Source organism: Actinoplanes sp. NPDC049265 (assembly GCF_043197135.1).
Classification (GTDB): Bacteria; Actinomycetota; Actinomycetes; order Mycobacteriales; family Micromonosporaceae; genus Actinoplanes.
Genome location: NZ_JBICSP010000012.1, coordinates 60,715 through 79,905 on the forward strand (window position 1 = coordinate 60,715; position 19,191 = coordinate 79,905).

Sequence of the window (19,191 nt, forward strand, 5' to 3'; positions counted from 1 at the left end):
TGCGGATGAGACGGGGACTGTGCATCGGCATCAACGACTATCCGGGCACCGGCAGCGATCTGGCCGGCTGCGTCAACGACGCCAACGACTGGGCGGCCGAGCTGACCCGGCGCGGCTTCGAGATCGAGCTCATGCTCGACGGGCAGGCCACCGGCGGGGCCATGCGGGCGGCCATGCGCGGGCTGATCGGCGGGGCCGGCCACGGCGACGACATCGTGATCACCTATTCCGGGCACGGCACCTGGGTCCGCGACGACAACGGGGACGAGCCGGACGGGCGGGACGAGGCGCTCTGCCCGTGGGACATCGCCGAGAAGGGCCCGCTGCTCGACGACGAGCTGTACGACATCCTCAGCGACCGGGCCCGCGGCGTACGCGTGGTGATGATCTCGGATTCCTGCCACTCCGGCTCGGTGGCCCGGTTCGCGCCGTCCACCCGCCACGACGCCGACAAGGTCAAGTTCCTGCCGCCGTCGGTGTTCCTGACCCCCGACGAGGCGGCCCGGGCGGCCCGGCTGCCCCGGATCGCGGCCGGGCGCCCACGCAACGCGGCGCTGCTGATGTCGGGCTGCGCGGACATCGAGTTCAGCTACGACGCCCACTTCGGGGGTCGGCCGAACGGCGCGTTCACCTACTTCGCGCTCAAAGCCCTGAGCGAGCTGCCGGCCGGTGCGACCTACCGCGACTGGAGCGCGCGGATCGCCGAAGCGCTGCCCAGCCAGGACTATCCGCAGTCGCCGGCGCTGTCCGGCAGCAGCACCCAGAAGGGGTGGCCGGTCCTTTGACGGTTAGCGCCTAAGGCAAAAAACGCACAAACTTATGCCTGTCCTAAGGCGACAGTCTCTAAGGTTCGGGGCGCTCGCTTGCTCGCACGCTCGAACGTCAGGGGTCTCACCAATGCAGAAGCGCACGTTCCGCATCGTCGCCGGCGTCGGTGCCGCCGCCATCGCCATGATCGGCGTCACGGCCGGGGTGTCGTTCGCCGGCCAGACCCCGGTGGCCGCGCCGGCCGCCTCGTCCTCCTCGGCCCAGGCCGACAGCTTCCTGGGCGGCAAGCCGGATGTGCCGCCCGCCATCGCGGTGCCCGACGGCAACGTGCTGACCTCGGTGTTCAAGGCACATGGGGTGCAGAACTACGGCTGCAACAGCAGTGGCGCGTGGGCGCTGCTCGAGCCGGCCGCAGTGCTCACCGGCCTGTCCCTCAAGCCGGTCAAGCCGGCCACCGCGATTCACTTCCGCGGCCCGAGCTGGCAGTCGGACTCGGACGGCAGCCTGGTCGAGGGCACCTCGCCGGTGTCGGCGCCGTCGCCCAACCCGAACAGCATCGCGCAGCTGCTGATCACCGCGAAGACCCTGGACCCGGCCCGCGCCCAGACCGGCGTCTTCGCCGGCGTGACCTTCGTGCAGCGGCTGAACACCAAGGGCGGCGTGGCCCCGGCCGGCGCGTGCACGGCGGGCCAGACCACCGCGGTCAAGTACACCGCCGACTACCGCTTCTTCAAGAAGGCCTGATCACTACCCTGGTGGCGTGAAGGACCTCGCGGACGCGCGCGCCCTGGCCGACCGGCTCGGTGAGAGCTACGAACTCGTGTACGTCAAGGACGACACGGGCTGGTCGGTCAGTCGCGCCGCCCCTTCCCGGGAGACGCTGGAGACGGTCACGGTGTCGCGCGGCCCCGGCACGAGCCATTTCTCGTACGCCGTCGCCGGCGAGACGATCGTCGCGTTCGATCCGGGTTACCCCGCGCCGGAGACCACGTGGGGCACCGACCCGGCCCGGCTCTCGCACCTGATGACCGCGCTCGGCCTGCGCCCGCCCGACGACGAGTCCGACGACAGCTGGCGCGACGCCGACGCACGCGCCCTGCTCCTGGCCGAGCGGGTCACGGGCCTGCTGGAGGATCCGGCCGGACGGCCTTGAGGTAGGCGGTTCCCATCGTGCTGGCGCGTGGGGCACCCTGGTCGATCAGATCTTTGATGTACGCCTCGAAGCGCGCCGCCTCCTCGACGGTCATCGTCCGCGCGATCGCCTCCTCGTAGGTCGGCGCCAGCGGATTGGGCGCCGTCCGCCGCAGCCGCTCCCAGCCGGCCGACAGCGGCGGCTCCGGCACCTCCACCTCGGCCCGGTAATCCAGCTCGATCGCCGTGAATCCGGCCTCACCGGCCCATCGCAGCAGGTCCCGTTCGTCGAAGTCGGCGATCACCCCTTCGTTCCGGTACGCGGTCAGCAACTTCGCCACCAGATCATCCACCGGCGCCAGGTCGAACCCGAACAGCCGGATGCCCCGGCGTACCGCGAAGCTGTTGATCGGCTCGAACACCGCGAGCCGCCCGCCCGGCCGCAGCACCCGCGCCAGCTCGCGGAAGCCCTTGCCCTTGTCCGGCAGATACATCAGCACCGACCGCGTGGTGACGACGTCGACCGACCCGTCGGCGATCCCGGCCAGGTCGTCGGCCGAGGCCCGCACGAACTCGCACCGCGCATCGTCACCGGCCTGCCGCCGGCACTCGTCCAGCAGCGCCTCGGACACGTCACTGAAGATCACCCGCCCGCTCGCGCCGACCTGCTCGAGCGCCCCGAACCCGATCAGCCCGGTCCCGGTGCCCACGTCGAGCACGACGTCACCCTCTCGCACGGCGGCCCGCTGGAGCACGCCGTCACGAAACCGCACGAGCGCCGGATGGTGGTCTCGGCGTACCCCGGGATCGCCCCCGTCACGCCGCCCCATCAGCCACGCCGACCACTTGTCACCCATGCCGGCAACGGTATCGGCTGATTACTGGTTACAGAACTTGAAATCTGTAACCTGTGGATTTAAGGTCGCCGTGTGGACAACAGGAGACTGGGACAGGACGGGCCGCTCGTGCCGTCGATCGGGCTCGGCTGCGGGCCGATGTCGCTCGGCGAGCTCGACCCGGCCCGCGACCGGGACAGCGTGGCGACGATCCGCGCGGCCGTCGACGCCGGCGTCACGCTGATCGACACCGGCGACTTCTACGGCAACGGGCACAACGAGTGGCTGATCCGGCAGGCGCTGCGGGCCGGCGACCGGGACCGCGTGGTGATCAGCGACAAGTTCGGCGGCCTGCGCGACCCGGCCGGGCGGTTCGTCGGCACAGATGCTCGTCCGGCGTACCTGAAGAGTGCCCTTGCCTACTCGTTGCAGCGCCTCGGCACCGACCACGTCGACATCTACCGCCCGGCCCGGCTCGACCCCCAGGTGCCGATCGAGGACACCGTCGGTGCGATCGCCGAGATGGTCCAGGCCGGCTACGTCCGGCACGTCGGGCTGTCCGAGGTCGGCCCCGAGACCGTCCGGCGGGCCCACGCCGTGCACCCGATCGCCGACCTGCAGATCGAGTACTCGCTGTTCAGCCGGGGCCCGGAGCGCGAGATCCTGGCCACCTGCCGGGAGCTCGGGATCGGCGTGACCGGGTACGGCGTGCTGGCCCACGGTCTGCTCACCGGTGCGTACGCGGCCGGCAAGTTCGACCACTCCCCCCGCCACCAGGGCGACAACCTGCCCGCCAACCTGGCCCTGGTCGAACGGCTGCGGCCGCTCGCGGAACAGCGTGGCGTGACCATCGCGCAGCTGGCCATCGCGTGGGTGCTGTCCCGCGGCGACCACATCGTGGCGCTGGTCGGGGCGAGCCGCCCGGACCGGATCACCGAGGCCCTGACCGCGGCCGGCCTGGCCTTGACCGGGGCCGAGCTGGCCGCGATCGAGGACGCCGTGCCCGCGGACGCGGTCGCCGGTGACCGTTACCCCGCGCCGCTGATGGCGTCGCTGGACAGCGAACGCTGACGCGCTATGGTCGCGGGGATGGCCGCCCTGGACGCTGAGACGATCATGCTCGCCGCCGAGGACGCCCTGAGGCGCTTCGGTCCGGCCAAGGCGACAGTGGTCGACGTCGCCCGGTCGCTGGGGGTCAGCCACGCGGCGGTGTACCGGCATTTCCCGTCCAAGGCGGCGCTCCGCGAGGAGGTGACCCGCCGCTGGGTGAGCCGGATGTACGCCGGCCTGGACGCGATCGCGACCTCCGATCTCCCCTGGGAAGAGCGGCTGCGTACCTGGCTCGTGGCGCTCTACCACGCGAAACGGGACGCGGCGGTCGGCGATCCGGAGCTGTTCGCCACCTACCGGGTTCTGGCGCAGGAGCACAGTGCGATGGCGGCCGAGCACCTCGACCAGCTGCTGCTCCAGCTCACCAAGATCGTCGGCTCGGCGGAAGGGGCCCGGACCGTCTTCGAGGCCACCGCCACGTTCCACCACCCGGCCCACGCGGACGACTGGGAACGACCCGACCGGGACGAACTCCTCGACCGCGTCTGCACGCTGGTCATCGAGGGGCTTCGTCCCGGCCGGGATCGCTAGGTACTACTTCTCCTGGTCGTACAGCGCCTTGATCTCGGTGGCCGAGAGCGCCCGGTCGTACAGGTGCACCTGGTCGGCCACGCCGTCCAGGAAGTCGACCTGGTTGCCGCCGTACTTGCCGCGACCGATCACCGTGTTGCCGGTCGGGGTGGACGAGCTCAGGCAGGCGCTCGCCGTGCCGGCCGGCTGACCGTCGACGTAGAGCCGCAGCTCGCCCTTGACCGAGTCACGCACGCCGACCAGGTGGTACCAGCGGCCGACGTCCGGCTTGACCGGGCCGAGCGCCCGGACACCGGCGAAGCTCATCGCCCAGCGCTGATTCTGTCCCGAGTACTGCAGGAAGAAGTCGCTGTTGGACGGACCGTCCTGGCTGACCACGGTCTGGAAGGCGCCGTCGGCCTTGTCCAGCTTGACCCAGGCCGAGGCGCTGTAGTCGGACGACGTGTCCAGCACCGGGGCGCCGGTGTCGACGAACTGGGTGCTGCCGTTCAGGTCGACGCCCTGGCCCTTGTGGCCGGCCACGAAGCCGGGGTTGCCGACCAGCGTGCCGTCGTGGTTGCCGGCCGTGTCCTCGGCGTTGCCGTCCAGCGGGTAGACCGCCACGCCGTCGAGGCCCGGGGTGCCGGGCGGCGGCTGCGGCGTGTTGGCGGCCGAACCGTCGGCCTCACGGATGATGCGCTTGTTGATGTTGCGCACCTTCGTGAAGTCCATCTTCTCGACCTGCCGGTCGTACGTGAAGAAGCCGTTGACCTCATGCTCGACGTCGGTGATCTGGGTGTAGATCGAACCGCTGATGCCACACCGCTGGGCGGTCTGGATCGTGTCCTGCTCGTTGGTCACGTAGCGCCGGGTCAGCGACTCCGAGTCCGGGAACAGGTCGGCGTAGCCGTGCCCCTCGCCGAACCACATATGGTTGGGCACCTCGAGGCCGAAACCGCCGTGCTCACCGTCGATCGACACGCGTACGGCGTCCGGTGCCGGCGACGCGGGACCGCCGTCGTTGTATTCGTGCCAGTCGATGACGTCGCCCCGACCGGAGTCACCGTGCGAGTTGCAGCAGTTCACACCACTGTGGGCGTTCACCAGCCGGGTCGGGTCCTGGGCCTTGACCGCGTCGGCGATCCGGCCGGTGTCCTCGCGGGACCACTCGCCCCAGCCCTCGTTGAACGGGATCCATCCGACGATCGAGGTCCAGCTGTCGTGGTCGGCCACCATCTTGTGCAGCTCGGCCTCGAACTGGGCGCGCCACTCGGCCGGGATCGGGCCGGTGTTCGACGACGGCATGTCCTGCCAGACCATCAGGCCCAGCTTGTCGGCCCAGTAGAACCAGCGGTCGGGCTCGACCTTGATGTGCTTGCGGACGGCGTTGAACCCGAGCCGCTTGTGCGCCTCGAGGTCGAACTTGAGCGCGTCGTCGGTCGGCGCGGTGTACAGGCCGTCGGGCCAGAAGCCCTGGTCGAGGGTGGCCAGGTTGAACAGGATCTGCCCGTTGAGCGCGATCCGCAGCTTGCCGTCGGCGCCGGCCTTCTTACTGACCTCGCGCAGGCCGAAGTACGAGCCGACGGTGTCCACCGGCGTCGTGCCGCTGAGCAGCTGAACTTCGAGCGTGTAGAGGTACGGGTTGTCCGGCGACCACAGCTTCGGGTTGCGTACGGGCAACGTCAGCTGCGTGTCGGCCGGGCCGGTGACCTGGCCGACGATGCCGCCGTTGGCGTTCCGGGCGACGGCTTTGACGGTCAACCCCGAGCCGTTCACGGTCCGCGCGGTGAGCTTGAGCGCCCCGGCGGTGATGTCCGGCGTGGTCTTCAGGCTCGCGATGCTGGACGCCGGGACGGGCTCCATCCACACCGTCCGCCAGATGCCGGAGCTGCCCAGGTAGAAGATGCCCCGATCGGACTGCCGGCGCTGCTTGCCGATCGGCTGCCCGGTCGCGTCGACCAGGTCCTCGGCCCAGACGATGAGCTCCTGCGGGCCCTTGCCCTTCAGCGCGTTGGTGACGTCCACGTCGAAGCCGTCGTATCCGCCGCGGTGGGTGGCGACCTGCGTGCCGTTGACGTAGACCTTGGCGTCGTAGTCGACCGCGCCGAAGTGCAGGACCAGCCGCTGCCCCTGCCAGGCGGCCGGGACGGTGAAGGTCCGGCGGTACCACATCCGGTCCTCATGCCGCTGGATGCCGGAAAGAGCCGATTCGATGGGGTACGGGACCAGCACGCGCTCGCCCAGCGCCCGGCCGACCGGCGGCGCCTCACCGGCGTTGGCCTTGGCGAACTGCCAGACACCGTTCAGGTTCTGCCACGCGTCGCGGGTCAGCTGCGGGCGCGGGTAGTCCGGGAGGGCGTTGTCCGGGCCGACCTCGTCGGTCCACGGCGTGGAGATCGGTGGCGTCCCCTTGTGCCAGGCCGGGGCGGCGTCGGCCGGGCCGGCGGGCGCGGCTAAGCCGGCCACGGCGAGGGTCGCGGCGGCGGTCGCGGCCAGCGCGCGCCGTCGTCTCGTATGCATCGAGGTGGGTCCCTTCTCTCGCGTTGTTCGGTACGCGGGCAGCACCCAGCTGCGCTCCCGACACAACTCATCGGGAGCGCTCTTGGACGGCCATGAGCAAACACATTTCAACAATGTTGCGCAGGCAACGTCAAGGTTCGATGTTTTATTACTTCGTTTTATCCCGCTGTCGTCAGGTATCGATAGCCGAGCCGCTCCAGGCGGGCGGCGTCCAGGCAGTGTCGTCCATCCAGGAGCACCGGCTTGCGCATGATCCCGGCGAACTTGCCCCAGTCCAGCTCCAGGTACTGGTCCCACTTGGTCACCAGGACCACGGCGTCGGCGTCGTCGAACACCTCGTCGATCGAGTCGGCGAGCTGACCGGCCAGATCCGGCTGCTCCGCCCGGAACCGCTCCCCGGCCACCGGGTCGTGCAGCGTGACCCGGGCACCCCGCGAGATCAGCTGACGGGCGATGTCCACCGACGGCGAGTCGCGCAGATCGTCGGTGTCCGGCTTGAACGCCAGCCCGAGCACGCCGATCTTGCGTCCCTTGAGGATCCGCAGCTCACCCAGGAGCTGGTCGACGACCACCGAGCGCTGCTGCCGGTTCACCTCGCGGGCGGCCCGGACGATCGGCATGTCGTGGTGGTACTCCTCGGCCGTGGTGATCAGCGCCGCGGTGTCCTTGCCGAAGCACGAGCCACCCCAGCCGACTCCCGGCTCCAGGAAGCGCGGGCCGATCCGGGCGTCCAGGCCGATGCCCCGCGCCACCTGGGTCACGTCAGCGCCGACCTTGCCGGCCAGCCGGCCGACCTCGTTGATGAAGCTGATCTTGGTGGCCAGGAACGCGTTGGCCGCGTACTTGATCAGCTCTGCGGAGGCAAGATCGGTGGAGACCATGGGTACGGCGCCGACCTCACCCGGCCGGGGCAGGAACGACGGCGGCGTGAAGGTCTGGTTGAGCACGGCTCGGTAGAGCTGGTGCAGCACGTCGAGGCCACGCGGATGGTCCGAGCCGACGACGATCCGGTCCGGGTAGAGCGAGTCGAAGATCGCCACGCCCTCGCGCAGGAACTCGGGGTTCGACGCCACGGTGAACTCGCCGTCGGCCCGCCGGCCGTGCGAGCGCTCGAACGCCTCACGCAGGATCGAGTCGACCCAGTTGCTGCTGCCGATCGGTACGGTCGACTTGTTGACCACCACGGTGAAATCGCCCGAAATGTGCTGTCCGACGGTTTCCGCGGCCCCGCTCAGGTAACGCAGATCCGGGTTTCCGTCCGGCAGCGAGGGTGTCTGCACCGCGATGAAGACCACGTCGGCGTCCGGAACGCCGTCGGCATAGTCGGTCGTGAAGCTGAGCCGCTCCGACGCCTCGCCGAGCAGGGCCTCCATGTGCGGCTCGTAGATCGGCGACCGGCCGGCGCGCAACATCTCGACCTTGCGCTCATCCAGGTCGACGCAGGTCACGTCGTGTCCCAGGAACGCCAGGCTGACCCCGGTGGTGAGCCCCACGTAGCCCGTGCCGACCACGCACACCTTCATGACAGTCGTCCCCTTTCGCTACGGCAACCGACACCGTAGCCGACGCCGGACAACTCAAGCTGACGGCAGGATTGCCGATTTACCTGCCATGACGGTGGGTAGCGGAGTGCTCCCGGCCGGCCCGGCGATCGGTCCGCCGGCGCCGCAGCCGCAGCACGCCCCGGAACCGCAGGTCGCGATGCTGACCGACCTGGTCAACTTCATGACCCGGGACACGCCGTCGATCGGTCCGCTGGTGGACGTGGTGCACGAGCACCTCGGGGCGTGCGGGCTCGATCACATCACGATCTTCGCGCTGGATCCGGAGGAGGGCACGCTGGGCGTGGTCGCCGGCCCCGCCGATGACCGGGAGGACGGCGCCCTGGCGTTCCGGGTGTTCCGGGCCCCCGCCGGCGGTGCTCCGCTGCGCGACCGGGACCGGCTCGGGGTCCGGCTGCGGGCGGGCGGCCAGACGGTCGGTGTGCTGGTCCTGGCCGGCGGCGATCTGGCCGAGATTCGCCCGTACGTGATCAGCGCCCTGGCCCTGCATGTGGCCACCACGCTGCAGGCGCTGGACGCGGAGCGCCGCCGCCAGATGGTGGCGAACGTGACCGCGGCCACGAGGCGCCTGTTCGAGGAGGGCACGTTCACGGCGAGCGTGGAGGAGGCGGGCCGGGTCCTGGCCGAGACGGTGGCGGCGGCGTTCCGCACCGAGCACGCCGCGCTCACGCTGATCGACAACGAGGGCCGTATCGTCCGGGCGGTCGGCGTCGGCATGGCCGAAGAGCAGGCCGAGGCCATCCGGTCGAGCGCGGTCGGCGAGCCGGCGATCGCGTCCCCCCTGTGGAGCGAGGTGATCAAGAACGCCGGCCCCGTGCTGGTCAGCGACCTGACCGACGCCCGGACCCGGGCGGGCGGCCTGGCCCGCACGATGCGCCTGCGCTCCTGCGTGGCGATTCCCCTGATGGCCGGCACCCAGCCCGTGGGCATGGTGATCTGCGGCGACAGCAGCCGGCGGCGGAACTGGACCGGCCACGACCGCACGCTGGCCCGCCAGCTGGCCGTCGAGGGCGCGCTGATCGTCGACAGCGCCCGCATGCGCCAGGCCGAGGCGGCGCACGTCGAGACCTTGACTCACCAGGCGTTCCACGACGCGCTGACCGGCTTGCCGAACCGCTCGCACCTGCTCGACCGGGCCGACCAGGCGATCGCCGCCGCCCTCGAGTCCGGCGACCAGCTGGCGTTGCTGCTGCTCGACCTCAACGGCTTTAAGCAGGTCAACGACACGGCCGGCCACCACGCCGGCGACGTGCTGCTGCACCAGGTCGGCCAACGCCTCCAGTCAGCACTGCGCGGCGACGACCTGGTCGCCCGCCTGGGTGGCGACGAGTTCGCCGTCCTCCTCACCCGCAACGCGAACGAGGACAGGGCTTTCATGGTCGCCGAGCGCATCCACGAGCGCCTGTGCGAGCCCTACCACGTAGACACCCAGCAAATAGTCGTGGGCGCAAGCATCGGCATAGCCCTGTTCCCCGACTACGCCCCCCGAATGCCCGACCTCCTAAGAGGCGCCGACGCAGCCATGTACCGAGCTAAACGCCACGGCGGCGGCGTCCGCCTCGCCCGCTGAGGCTCCCTTCACCCCCACCCCGCGCCGCTCAAGCAACCGCCTTCCGCGAAGGCCGCCGCTCCTGATCAGCCCTTTTGCCGGACTTCTCAGCCCAACCGACCGAAGACGACCGACGCGGCAAGGAAGAGCAAGGCCAAGGGCAACGTGGCTTTGTTCGCCGGGAAGCGCGCCCTCCGCAGTTCGGCCAACCCGAACGGGACGAACGCAGCCGCCAGGCCCAGCAGCTCGACGATGGTGAGCCAGTCGGTGCCCTTGAGCACGCCGATCATCAGCCCGGACGGCAGCATCAACCCGATCGCTTGCCACGGCCGCAGAATCTGGGACAACACGCCACCGATCGCCAGGATGATCCAACCGGCCATGATGCTCAGGCTCAGGCTGGACGCGATCCATTCCGGGTAGGCGTAATAGCTGCCGACCGCGCGCGTCGCCGCATCTGTGCCGGCGCTGTCCACCAAGGCCAGTGCGAACGTGTTGACCCCACCGTGGAAGGCCCGGGCGAACAACCCCGTCATCACCAGCGCGCCGCCCCACACCGCCCAGCCCGGCCTTGTCGCGGCGATCCGGCTCGCCACCAGCGCGACGCCCGGCCAGAGCACGATCACCCCGGCCAAAAAGGTGGCGTTGGCCGCTGTCATCAGCCCCGGCCGCTCCGCATAGGCAGCGAGCTGGTGCGGGAAGAAGAACGGCACACCCCACCGCAACAGGGCGCCGGTCAGCAGCAACAGGGGCCCGAGGATCAGTGAGATGCCACCGAGCCGGGCGCCGGGAAACGCGGGTCCGTCGTTCGTCATGCAGGGAGCTTTGCTCGCCGCCCCACCGGCCCGCGTCGGACCAGGGTCGGAACTTTTCGGGCGCCGCGTCATCCCCGAGAATGTCCAACCCTGGTCTGATGGCAGCGCCCGCGCCGCTCACTAATCTGGCCGCGTGAACAAGCTCTTGGACATCGCAGTGGCAGCCATCCTGCTGCTGGTGTGCGGGCTCGCCGCGGGCGAGCCGGCACCAGCGGAGTGGTGGCGATGGCTGCTCGTGGCCGCGGTCGCCGTCCCGACGGCGGTCCGCAGCACCTGGCCGGCCCTCGCCGCCGCGGTGACGGGCGGGGCGGCGACGGCTCTGTTGTGGTCCAGCACCATCTCCGAGTACGCCGCACCTGTGCTACTCGTGGCCGTCGCCCTGCCGCTCTACTCGGTCGGTGTGACCGCACCGACATCACGGTCCCTCCCGCTGCCGGCGCTGGGCCTCGTGGCGGCCGGGGCGCTGGGGTTCTGGCGGCCGGGCGCACCTTTGATCGCGATACCCGCGGTCGTGTTCCCCTGGATGATCGGCCGGCTGGTGCGCCACCGTCGCAGGCTCGCGGAGCGGCAGGCCGTGGAGCGAGCCGATCGCGCGGTCGCCGACGAGCGGCTGCGCATCGCCCGCGACATGCACGACGCGGTCGCCCACCACCTCAGCATGATCACCATGAAGGCGAGCGTTGCTCGGCACGTCGCGTCGGCCCGGCCTGAGGAGGCGGAGGGCGCGCTGGCGACGATCGAGGAGTCGGGCAAGGAAGCACTCGTGGAGATCCGGCGGGCGATTGGGGTTCTGCGCGACGGACCCCACTCCGACCTGGATCTGGACGCGCTGATCCGCCGCGTCGAGCAGACCGGCATCGCGGTCGAGCTTCGTGCCGCGACCGTGCCTGCGACGGTGCGGCCGGTGGTTCATCGCATCGTGCAAGAGTCGCTGACCAACGTGATCCGTCACGCCACGACGGCCACCGTCTGCAAGGTGACGATCGACGCGGGTCCTACGTTGGTCGAGATCCGGGTCGTCGACAACGGCTCGGCCACAGCGCCCGCCGCGAGCTTCGCGGATCGCGGACCTGAGCCGAGCGAGCCGAGCATCGATCCGGCGAAGGGCGATGAGGAAAGAGGACAGGACGGGGCCGGCGGCCACGGTTTGCGGGGCATGCGCGAACGGGTCGCCGCGTTCGGTGGTCGCCTCGATGTGGGGCCGGCGTCCGGCGGCGGGTTCTCGGTGACCGCGTCACTTCCGCTTTCCGGCGGTGCTCGATGACCGCGGCCAGGCCCCTGGGTGCGATGAGCGGCGGCGCCACGCAGTCCGGTGCGGTGAGCGGCGCCACGCAGCCGGGCGCGGTGAGCAGCGCCACGCAGCCGGGCGCGGTGAGCAGCGCCACGCAGCCGGGCGCGGTGAGCAGCGCCACGCAGCCGGGCGCGGTGAGCGAGGCGGTTGGGGGTGAGGCGGGCGACCCGATTCGGGTGCTTGTCGCCGACGACCAGACGCTGCTGCGGGACAGCTTGCGGGTGTTGTTCGGCTCGACACCGGGCTTCGAGATGGTGGCTGAGGCGGGCACCGGGCGGGAAGCGGTTCGGCTGGCGGTGACCGAACGGCCCGACGTCGTGGTGATGGACGTGCGGATGCCTGACATTGATGGGATAGAGGCGACCGAGAAGGTCTGCGCGGCGGCTCCGGGCATCCGGGTGCTGATGCTGACGACGTTTGATCTTGACGAGTACGTGTATGGGGCGTTGCGGGCGGGAGCCAGTGGCTTTCTGCTCAAGGAAGCGGGCGCGTCGGAGCTGGTCTCGGCAGTGCGGGTGGTCGCGTCGGGTGAGGCGTTGCTCGCGCCTACGGTGACGCGGCGGTTGATCGCCGCCTTCACGGCTCAGGCGCGGCCGGCGCGAGGATTTCACAAACGGCTCGCGGGGATCACGGACCGCGAACGGCAGGTGCTCGAGCTGATCGGACGCGGTCTGTCGAACACCGAGATCGCCCGGCACCTGACGCTCAGCCTCGCGACCGTGAAGACCCACATCGGGCGGCTGCTCACCAAACTCCAGGCCCGCGACCGGGCGCAGCTGGTGGTCGTGGCCTACGAGACCGGCCTGATCGTCGTGGAGCGGTGATGGCGAGCAGACCAGGGTCAGACGAACGCGCTCAGGCCGGTCGCCGCTCGCCCGACGATCACGGTGTTGATCTCACTCTCCTCCGGCGAGAGCAGGTCCGGGCAGCGGCACAGGTCACCCACGAGAGGCATAATCCGGTGCATACCCGGGGAGTGGCCTGCCTAGACTTCGGTCCCATGCTCACCATGCAGGACGCGCTCGCCCGGTTGATCGCCTACTGGACCGATCAGGGCTGCCTGACCGTTCAGCCGATGAATACCGAGGTAGGCGCGGGCACGCTCAACCCGGCCACGTTCCTGCGGGTGCTGGGTCCGGAGCCGTGGCGGGTGGTGTACGTCGAACCGAGTGTGCGGCCCGACGACTCCCGGTACGGCGAAAACCCGAACCGGATCCAGACCCACACCCAGGTGCAGGTGATCCTCAAGCCGGAGCCGGGCGACGCACAGGAGCTCTACCTGGGCAGCCTGGCCGCGCTCGGTATCGACGTGGCGGCGCACGACGTCCGGTTCGTCGAGGACAACTGGGCGTCGCCGGCGCTCGGCGCGTGGGGGCTGGGCTGGGAAGTCTGGCTGGACGGGCTGGAGATCACCCAGTTCACGTACTTCCAGCAGGCCGGTGGGCTCAACCTCGACCCGCCCGCGGTGGAGATCACCTACGGGATCGAGCGGATCCTGATGGCCCTGCAGGACGTACGGCACTTCAAGGACATCGCGTACGCCGACGGAGTGACCTACGGCGAGGTGTTCGGGCAGGCCGAGTACGAGATGTCCCGCTACTACCTGGACGACGCCGACATCGACGCCAACCGGCGGCTGCTGGAGATCTACGCGGGCGAGGCGCAGCGGATGATCGACGCGGGGCTGCCGGTGCCCGCACACACGTACGTGCTGAAGTGCTCGCACGCGTTCAACGTCCTCGACTCCCGCGGGGCGGTGTCCACGGCCGAGCGGGCGGCGGAGTTCGGGCGGATGCGCCGGCTGGCCGGTGAGGTGGCCCGGCTGTGGGTGGCGCGGCGCGAGGAACTGGGGCATCCGCTGGGCGTCGTCGAGAAACCCGCGCCGGCTCGTGCGGTGCCGGCCACGGAAGGCGCGACCCGGCCGCGGATGCTGGCCTTCGAGGTCGGTACGGAAGAGATGCCGCCCGCCGCGGCCACGGCGGCGGCCTCCTTCCTCCAACAGCGGCTGACCGAACTGCTCGGCCAGACCCGGCTGACCTTCGGCGACCTGCGGGTGGCCGTGACACCCCGGCGGCTGATCGCGATCGTGCACGACGTGGCGGCGCGGGAGGACGACCGTACCCTCCGGGTCAAGGGCCCGAAGGTGGGTGCGCCCGACCGTGCGCTGGCCGGCTTCGCCCGCGCCCAAGGCGTCGAGGTGGCCGCGCTGGCCGGCGAGGACGGCTACCACTACGCGGAACGGTTCGAGACCGGGCGGGCAGCCGGCGCGGTGCTGGCCGAGGTGCTCGGCGACGTGGTGTCGGGGCTGCGCTCGGCCCGCAACATGCGCTGGAACGATCCGGAGCTGTCCTTCACCCGGCCGATCCGCTGGCTGCTCGCCCTGCTCGGCGACGACGTGGTGCCGGTGACAGTGTCGACGCTGGCCGCGGGACGCGAGACACGGGTGCTGCGGGACGCCGCCGAGCCCATCCTGACCGTGGCGTCGGCCGAGACGTTCATGGAGACGATCTCGGTGAACGGCATCGTCGCCGACCCCGAGGACCGCGCCGAGCTGATCTCGACCGGAGCGCAGGACCTGGTCTACCCCGACGGCCGGGCCGACCTCACCGGGCTCCTCGAACAGGTCACGCATCTGGTCGAGGCGCCGAATCCGCTGCTCGGCTCGTTCGACGAGAGCTATCTGTCGCTTCCGGCCGAGGTGCTGACCACGGTCATGCGCAAACACCAGCGCTATTTCCCGGTGCGCGACGCGGACGGCGCTCTGCTCCCACTGTTCGTGGCGGTCGCCAACGGGGTCGTCGACGTGGATCAGGTGCGCACCGGCAACGAAGCGGTGCTGCGAGCCCGCTACGAGGACGCGGCGTTCTTCTACCGCGCCGACCTGGCCACGCCGCCGGCCGAGATGCGGGCCAAGCTGGCCCGCCTCACGTTCACCGACAAGCTCGGCTCGATGGCCGACCGCGCCGACCGCATCGGCCGTCTCGCCCTGTCCCTCGCCACCGACGGCGACGTGGGCCCCGCCAACGGCTACACAGGGTCCGCCAACGAAGGCACGGGGCCCGCCAACGGCAGCACAGGATCCGCCAACGGCAGCGCAGGGTCCGCCAACGGAGGCAGCGCAGGGTCCGACGACGATGACTTGGGGTCCGACGACGCTGGCGTGAGGTCGGGTGGAGGTGACAGGAGGCTCGGCGGTGAGACTTTGGAGCGGGCCGCTCAGCTGGTCAAGTTCGACCTCGGGGCGCAGCTGGTCACCGAGATGACGAGTCTGGCCGGGGTGATGGCGCGGGACTACGCCTATCAGGCCGGAGAGAGCCGGGCCGTTGCGCAGGCGCTCTACGAGTGTGAGCTGCCGCGCAGCGCGGGTGACGACGTGCCGGCTTCGGTGCCCGGTGCGCTGCTGTCCCTGGCCGACCGGCTCGACCTGGTCGCGGGGCTGGCGGCCACGGTGGGTCTGCCGACCGGGAGCAGCGATCCGTTCGCCGTACGCCGGGCGGTCCTCGGTCTGATAGCCGTGCACCGCGCTCAGCCGGCGCTCGCCTCGCTCAGCCTGACCGACGCGCTGGCCCGCGCCGGCGAACTGCAGCCGGTCAAGGTCACGCCGCAAGTTCTGGCCGACGCCGGCGAGTTCCTGGCCCGGCGTCTGGAGCAGCAACTCACCGAGGAGGGACACCCGGTCGATCGGGTACGCGCGGTGCTCGTGCACGCCGACCGGCCGGCGGTGGCCGACACCTACCTCGCGCAGCTGTCCGCCCTGGCCGGTGACGCGGCGTTCCAGGCGCTGGCCGCCGCCCTGACCCGGGCGCGGCGCATCGTCCCGGCCGGGACGGCCACGCTGACCAGCCCGGATGCCCTGTCCGAGCCGGCCGACCGGGCCCTGTGGGAGGCGGTCGAGGCCTGTCCCCCGCCGGCCGACCTGGCCGGCTTCGTGACTACGGCCGGGCCGCTGGTGTCGGCGGTGGACCGATTCTTCGAGGACGTGCTGGTGATGGCCGAGGACCCGGCGCTGCGGGCGGCCCGGCTCGGGTTGCTCGCGCGGGTACGCGACCTGGGCGACCCGCTGCTGGACTGGCCGCAGCTGCGCCTCTGACCGGAGCGCCCCAGGCGCGGCAAGGCCCGGCGTGATGGGTCAGACGGGCACAGCACGAGGCGGCGGGACGGGCGAGACGGTGCGGCGTGGCGCTGCAGGACGGGCGGGATGTGTGCGGCATGGCGCGGCGAGACGGCGGGAGGAATGAAGTGCTGCGTCCGGGAACCGGTCCGGGCTTGTCGAGTCGTCCGGCATCGGTGAGGTCAAGCTGGGAGGCCGGACGGGACGGAGGCAGCCCTGCAACGGCGGCGCGGGCTTGACCGCGGCTTGGGGCGCCCAGCTCTTCCTTCGAGTCGCATGCGGGCGGCGGCCGTAGCGGGGTGGGACCACGTGGCGGTGGATGCGAGGCGCCGGCTGTTGGCCCGGTGAGCGCACCGGTGGATGCGGAGTCGCGGCTGTTGGCGCGGTGACTGCACGGGTGGATGCGGGGCGGGGCTGTTGGCGCGGTGACTGCACGGGTGGATGCGGGGCGGGGCTGTTGGCGGGGTGGGACGGAGGCGGGACCACAGGGGACGGCCCGGCGGGGTGGGCGGTCGGAGCGGGACCAGCGACGGGGGTGGGCCCTGATGACAGGGCTCTGGTGTGCACGTACCCGTCGAATTTGATTGGTTTGGGAAGCCCGCGATCATGTTGGCCATGGGTAACGATCGACCGGGCGGCGAGTGACGGTATTGTCTCCTCTGCGTAGTACGGAGTGACACAGGACACTCCCGCGGAAGGGGCGCAATGGTCGAAAGTGGAGATGCCGGGCAGGTCCTGGGTGTTCTCTCGCCCTTCCTCGGTGGGTGGTATTTCGGCGGTGTGCTCGACGGGATCGCGCAGGCCGCAGCGGCTGCGGGTGCGGCTGTGGTCGCGGTGCAGACGCTGGACGCGGGTACCGATCAGCTCGAACTGGCTGAGCCGCCGCATCCGCCGCATCCTCTGGCCTGGGATCATGCTGCCGGCTTCGTGGTGATCGTCAACGCGGCCAGCGCCAAGTATCTGAACGAGATCCGGGCCACGGGGCGGCCGGTCGTCGTGGTCAGTCACGACTACGCGGACGTGGACTGCCCGACCGTTTTCCCCGACAACCGGGTCGGCGTGCGGGCCGCGGTCGAGCATCTGATCCAGCACGGGCATCGGCGGATCGCATTCGCCGGCTTCATGGGCGCGCTCGACCAGCAGGAGCGGTTCGCTACCTATCGGGAGACGCTGCTCGCGCACGGCATCACGCCCGACCCGGCCCTGGTCTACGAGGCCACCGACAACCAGCGGGCGGGCGGGGCGGTCGCCGCGCGGGCCATGCTCGACGCCGGCCTGCCGTCGACCGCGGTGCTGACCGGCACCGACCTCAACGCGATAGGCATGCTCGGGGTGCTGACCGAGGCCGGCTGCCGGCTCCCGGACGACCAGGCCATCGTCGGCTTCGACGACCTGTCGGACGCGTCGTTCACCGAGCCGCGGCTGACCACCGTGCGGCAGTCGCTGGTCCGGATCGGGTCGACCGCGGCCGAAGTGCTGCTGGCGGAGATCGCCGGGGCCGGCTCCTCGGGTGTCACGGCGGTTGCTCGGTCTGGGCCGCCGGGTGGTTCCCGGGCTGGGTCTGGCTCGGCTGCGCATGCGGGGACCGGCTCCGCGGCGCTCGACGGGACCAGCTCGGCGGCGCTCGACGGGACCAGCTCGGCGGCGCTCGACGGGACCAGCTCGGCGGCGCTCGACGGGACCAGCTCGGCGGCGCTCGGCGGCAACGGCTTGCCGGCTGGGCCGGTGCGGCATGAGGTGGCTACCGAGTTGGTGGTTCGCGAGTCGTGCGGTTGTCCCGCGCCCGAGTTTCCGGAGAGTGCGGCCGACGCGGTGCGGTCGCCCGAGGTACTGCGCGCCGAAGGGCGGTCGCAGTATCGCGAGCGGACCCGGCTCCAGGCCGCCCTGCGCAGCCAGTACGACATCAGCCTGGACCTGCTGCGCAGCCACGAGGAGGATCCGCGGCAGCTGGGCTGGCTGCGGCGTACCCCGGCGCGGGCCGGCTGTCTAGGCCTGTGGACGGAGACGGCCGGCGCCGGCGATCAGACGCTGGACGTCGTCGGCGCGCTACCTGGCGGCCCGCGCGCCGGTGATCAGATGCTGGACATCGTCGGAGCGCTGCCCGGTGGGCCGTTGCCGCCGGTGCGGGCCAGCGGGTTCCCGCCGGTGGCGATCCTGGACGCGGCCCGCGCCGAGCCGGACGCGCTGACCTTCGTGGTGCCGGTGCGGGTCCGCAACCGCGACTGGGGGCTGCTCGCGACCGTGGACCGGGTCGATCTGCAGGCGGCCACTGGGCGCGAGCCGATCAACCAGTGGGCTGCGCTGCTGACCGTGGCCCTCGACTATCAGGCCGTTCTGGGTACGCTGCGCGAGCGCGAGGAGCAACTGCGCGAGAGTGCGCTGTTCGACCATCTGACCGGGCTGCCCAACCGGGCCTACTTCATGCAGCTGCTGACCGCGGCGGTGGACCGCAAGCCGGGCGTGGTCGTGCTCTTCGTCGACCTGGACGGCTTCAAGCTGATCAACGACACGTTCGGCCACTCCGTCGGCGACCGGATCCTGATCGAGGTGGCCGAGCGGCTCCGCGCCGAGCTGGGCACCCACGGCACGGCCGGCCGGTTCGGCGGCGACGAGTTCCTGGTGCTGCTGGACGCGCTGGACGACGGACACACTCCGACGGAGGTCGCGCAGCGGTTGCAGGTCGCGCTCGGCCGCCCGTACCGGATGGCCGGCCGGGATCTGATGGTCACCGCCAGCATCGGCGTGGCGCTGGCCGACGACAGTGCCGAGGCGGACGCGGAGACGCTGGTCCGGGACGCGGACATTGCCATGTACTGGGCCAAGTCCCGGTGCGCGGGCGGTCAGGCGGTGTTCGACCCGAGCATGCTCCCCTGATCCGCCGGTCCGCGGGTCAGACCAGCGAAGGGGCGAGGAGGCCCGGCCGAAACAACCGGCAGACCAGGGAACAGGCCAGAACGCCAATGTCAGCCCGGTTCCCCGGCCGGCGCG

Annotated in this window: 14 protein-coding genes; 10 read left to right on the plus strand and 4 right to left on the minus strand. The window is 71.0% G+C overall.

Translation table 11 applies throughout. The features are described from left to right. Window positions 1–5 precede the first annotated feature (5 nt). The 3 genes from ACGFIO_RS26670 (at window position 6) to ACGFIO_RS26680 (ending at window position 1,921) form a co-directional block, all read left to right on the plus strand. On the plus strand, window positions 6–785 hold the full coding sequence (locus ACGFIO_RS26670) for a caspase domain-containing protein (RefSeq protein ID WP_392829639.1): 780 nt from the start codon (window positions 6–8) through the stop codon (window positions 783–785). 112 nt (window positions 786–897) lie between these two features. After that, window positions 898–1,512 (plus strand): DUF3455 domain-containing protein, encoded by a 615-nt coding sequence (locus tag ACGFIO_RS26675; protein WP_392829640.1) that lies wholly within the window; start codon window positions 898–900, stop codon window positions 1,510–1,512. 16 nt (window positions 1,513–1,528) lie between these two features. Next, window positions 1,529–1,921, plus strand: coding sequence for a DUF6461 domain-containing protein (locus tag ACGFIO_RS26680; RefSeq protein WP_392829642.1), 393 nt, complete (start codon window positions 1,529–1,531; stop codon window positions 1,919–1,921). On the opposite strand, the gene ACGFIO_RS26685 is transcribed toward ACGFIO_RS26680, so the two are convergent. After that, window positions 1,884–2,756 (minus strand): class I SAM-dependent methyltransferase, encoded by an 873-nt coding sequence (locus ACGFIO_RS26685; protein ID WP_392829643.1) that lies wholly within the window; start codon window positions 2,754–2,756, stop codon window positions 1,884–1,886. The genes ACGFIO_RS26680 and ACGFIO_RS26685 overlap by 38 nt on opposite strands. A 72-nt stretch (window positions 2,757–2,828) precedes the next feature. On the opposite strand from ACGFIO_RS26685, the gene ACGFIO_RS26690 reads away from it, so the two are divergent. Together ACGFIO_RS26690 and ACGFIO_RS26695 are read left to right on the plus strand one after the other, a co-directional pair. Continuing rightward, entirely contained in the window at window positions 2,829–3,806 is a 978-nt protein-coding gene (locus tag ACGFIO_RS26690; RefSeq protein ID WP_392829645.1) for an aldo/keto reductase, read from the plus strand. Between the two features lie 18 nt (window positions 3,807–3,824). Next, window positions 3,825–4,376, plus strand: coding sequence for a TetR family transcriptional regulator (locus ACGFIO_RS26695; protein ID WP_392829647.1), 552 nt, complete (start codon window positions 3,825–3,827; stop codon window positions 4,374–4,376). A 3-nt stretch (window positions 4,377–4,379) separates the two neighbouring features. On the opposite strand, the gene ACGFIO_RS26700 is transcribed toward ACGFIO_RS26695, so the two are convergent. Further along, window positions 4,380–6,875 carry a LamG-like jellyroll fold domain-containing protein gene (locus ACGFIO_RS26700; RefSeq protein ID WP_392829649.1) on the minus strand — a complete coding sequence of 832 codons (2,496 nt, stop codon included), beginning with the start codon at window positions 6,873–6,875 and terminating at the stop codon, window positions 4,380–4,382. A 158-nt stretch (window positions 6,876–7,033) separates the two neighbouring features. After that, window positions 7,034–8,398, minus strand: coding sequence for a UDP-glucose dehydrogenase family protein (locus ACGFIO_RS26705; protein WP_392829650.1), 1,365 nt, complete (start codon window positions 8,396–8,398; stop codon window positions 7,034–7,036). A gap of 88 nt (window positions 8,399–8,486) precedes the next feature. On the opposite strand from ACGFIO_RS26705, the gene ACGFIO_RS26710 reads away from it, so the two are divergent. After that, on the plus strand, window positions 8,487–10,007 hold the full coding sequence (locus tag ACGFIO_RS26710; protein WP_392829651.1) for a diguanylate cyclase domain-containing protein: 1,521 nt from the start codon (window positions 8,487–8,489) through the stop codon (window positions 10,005–10,007). A gap of 86 nt (window positions 10,008–10,093) precedes the next feature. On the opposite strand, the gene ACGFIO_RS26715 is transcribed toward ACGFIO_RS26710, so the two are convergent. After that, window positions 10,094–10,801: a hypothetical protein gene (locus ACGFIO_RS26715; protein WP_392829653.1), complete on the minus strand. Its 708-nt coding sequence runs from the start codon at window positions 10,799–10,801 to the stop codon at window positions 10,094–10,096. 133 nt (window positions 10,802–10,934) lie between these two features. On the opposite strand from ACGFIO_RS26715, the gene ACGFIO_RS26720 reads away from it, so the two are divergent. The 4 genes from ACGFIO_RS26720 (at window position 10,935) to ACGFIO_RS26735 (ending at window position 19,077) form a co-directional block, all read left to right on the plus strand. Beyond that, window positions 10,935–12,065: a sensor histidine kinase gene (locus ACGFIO_RS26720; RefSeq protein ID WP_392829654.1), complete on the plus strand. Its 1,131-nt coding sequence runs from the start codon at window positions 10,935–10,937 to the stop codon at window positions 12,063–12,065. Window positions 12,066–12,226: 161 nt separating this feature from the next. Next, window positions 12,227–12,916 (plus strand): response regulator, encoded by a 690-nt coding sequence (locus ACGFIO_RS26725; protein WP_392830014.1) that lies wholly within the window; start codon window positions 12,227–12,229, stop codon window positions 12,914–12,916. Between the two features lie 176 nt (window positions 12,917–13,092). Continuing rightward, complete coding sequence (gene glyS, locus ACGFIO_RS26730) at window positions 13,093–16,182, plus strand: glycine--tRNA ligase subunit beta (protein ID WP_392829655.1); 3,090 nt, start codon at window positions 13,093–13,095, stop codon at window positions 16,180–16,182. Between the two features lie 726 nt (window positions 16,183–16,908). After that, the gene (locus ACGFIO_RS26735; protein ID WP_392829657.1) at window positions 16,909–19,077 is read left to right on the plus strand and encodes a diguanylate cyclase domain-containing protein; all 2,169 of its coding nucleotides are present in this window, start codon (window positions 16,909–16,911) and stop codon (window positions 19,075–19,077) included. The last annotated feature ends 114 nt before the right edge of the window (window positions 19,078–19,191 follow it).

What these genes read in the sequence shown, in the direction of transcription:
- ACGFIO_RS26670 (WP_392829639.1), top strand. Translation starts at nt 6, where the DNA reads ATGAGACGGGGACTGTGCATCGGCATCAACGACTATCCGGGCACCGGC.
- ACGFIO_RS26675 (WP_392829640.1), top strand. Translation starts at nt 898, where the DNA reads ATGCAGAAGCGCACGTTCCGCATCGTCGCCGGCGTCGGTGCCGCCGCC.
- ACGFIO_RS26685 (WP_392829643.1), bottom strand. Translation starts at nt 2,756, where the DNA reads ATGGGTGACAAGTGGTCGGCGTGGCTGATGGGGCGGCGTGACGGGGGC.
- ACGFIO_RS26695 (WP_392829647.1), top strand. Translation starts at nt 3,825, where the DNA reads ATGGCCGCCCTGGACGCTGAGACGATCATGCTCGCCGCCGAGGACGCC.
- ACGFIO_RS26700 (WP_392829649.1), bottom strand. Translation starts at nt 6,875, where the DNA reads ATGCATACGAGACGACGGCGCGCGCTGGCCGCGACCGCCGCCGCGACC.
- ACGFIO_RS26705 (WP_392829650.1), bottom strand. Translation starts at nt 8,398, where the DNA reads ATGAAGGTGTGCGTGGTCGGCACGGGCTACGTGGGGCTCACCACCGGG.
- ACGFIO_RS26710 (WP_392829651.1), top strand. Translation starts at nt 8,487, where the DNA reads ATGACGGTGGGTAGCGGAGTGCTCCCGGCCGGCCCGGCGATCGGTCCG.
- ACGFIO_RS26715 (WP_392829653.1), bottom strand. Translation starts at nt 10,801, where the DNA reads ATGACGAACGACGGACCCGCGTTTCCCGGCGCCCGGCTCGGTGGCATC.
- glyS (WP_392829655.1), top strand. Translation starts at nt 13,093, where the DNA reads ATGCTCACCATGCAGGACGCGCTCGCCCGGTTGATCGCCTACTGGACC.
- ACGFIO_RS26735 (WP_392829657.1), top strand. Translation starts at nt 16,909, where the DNA reads ATGGTCGAAAGTGGAGATGCCGGGCAGGTCCTGGGTGTTCTCTCGCCC.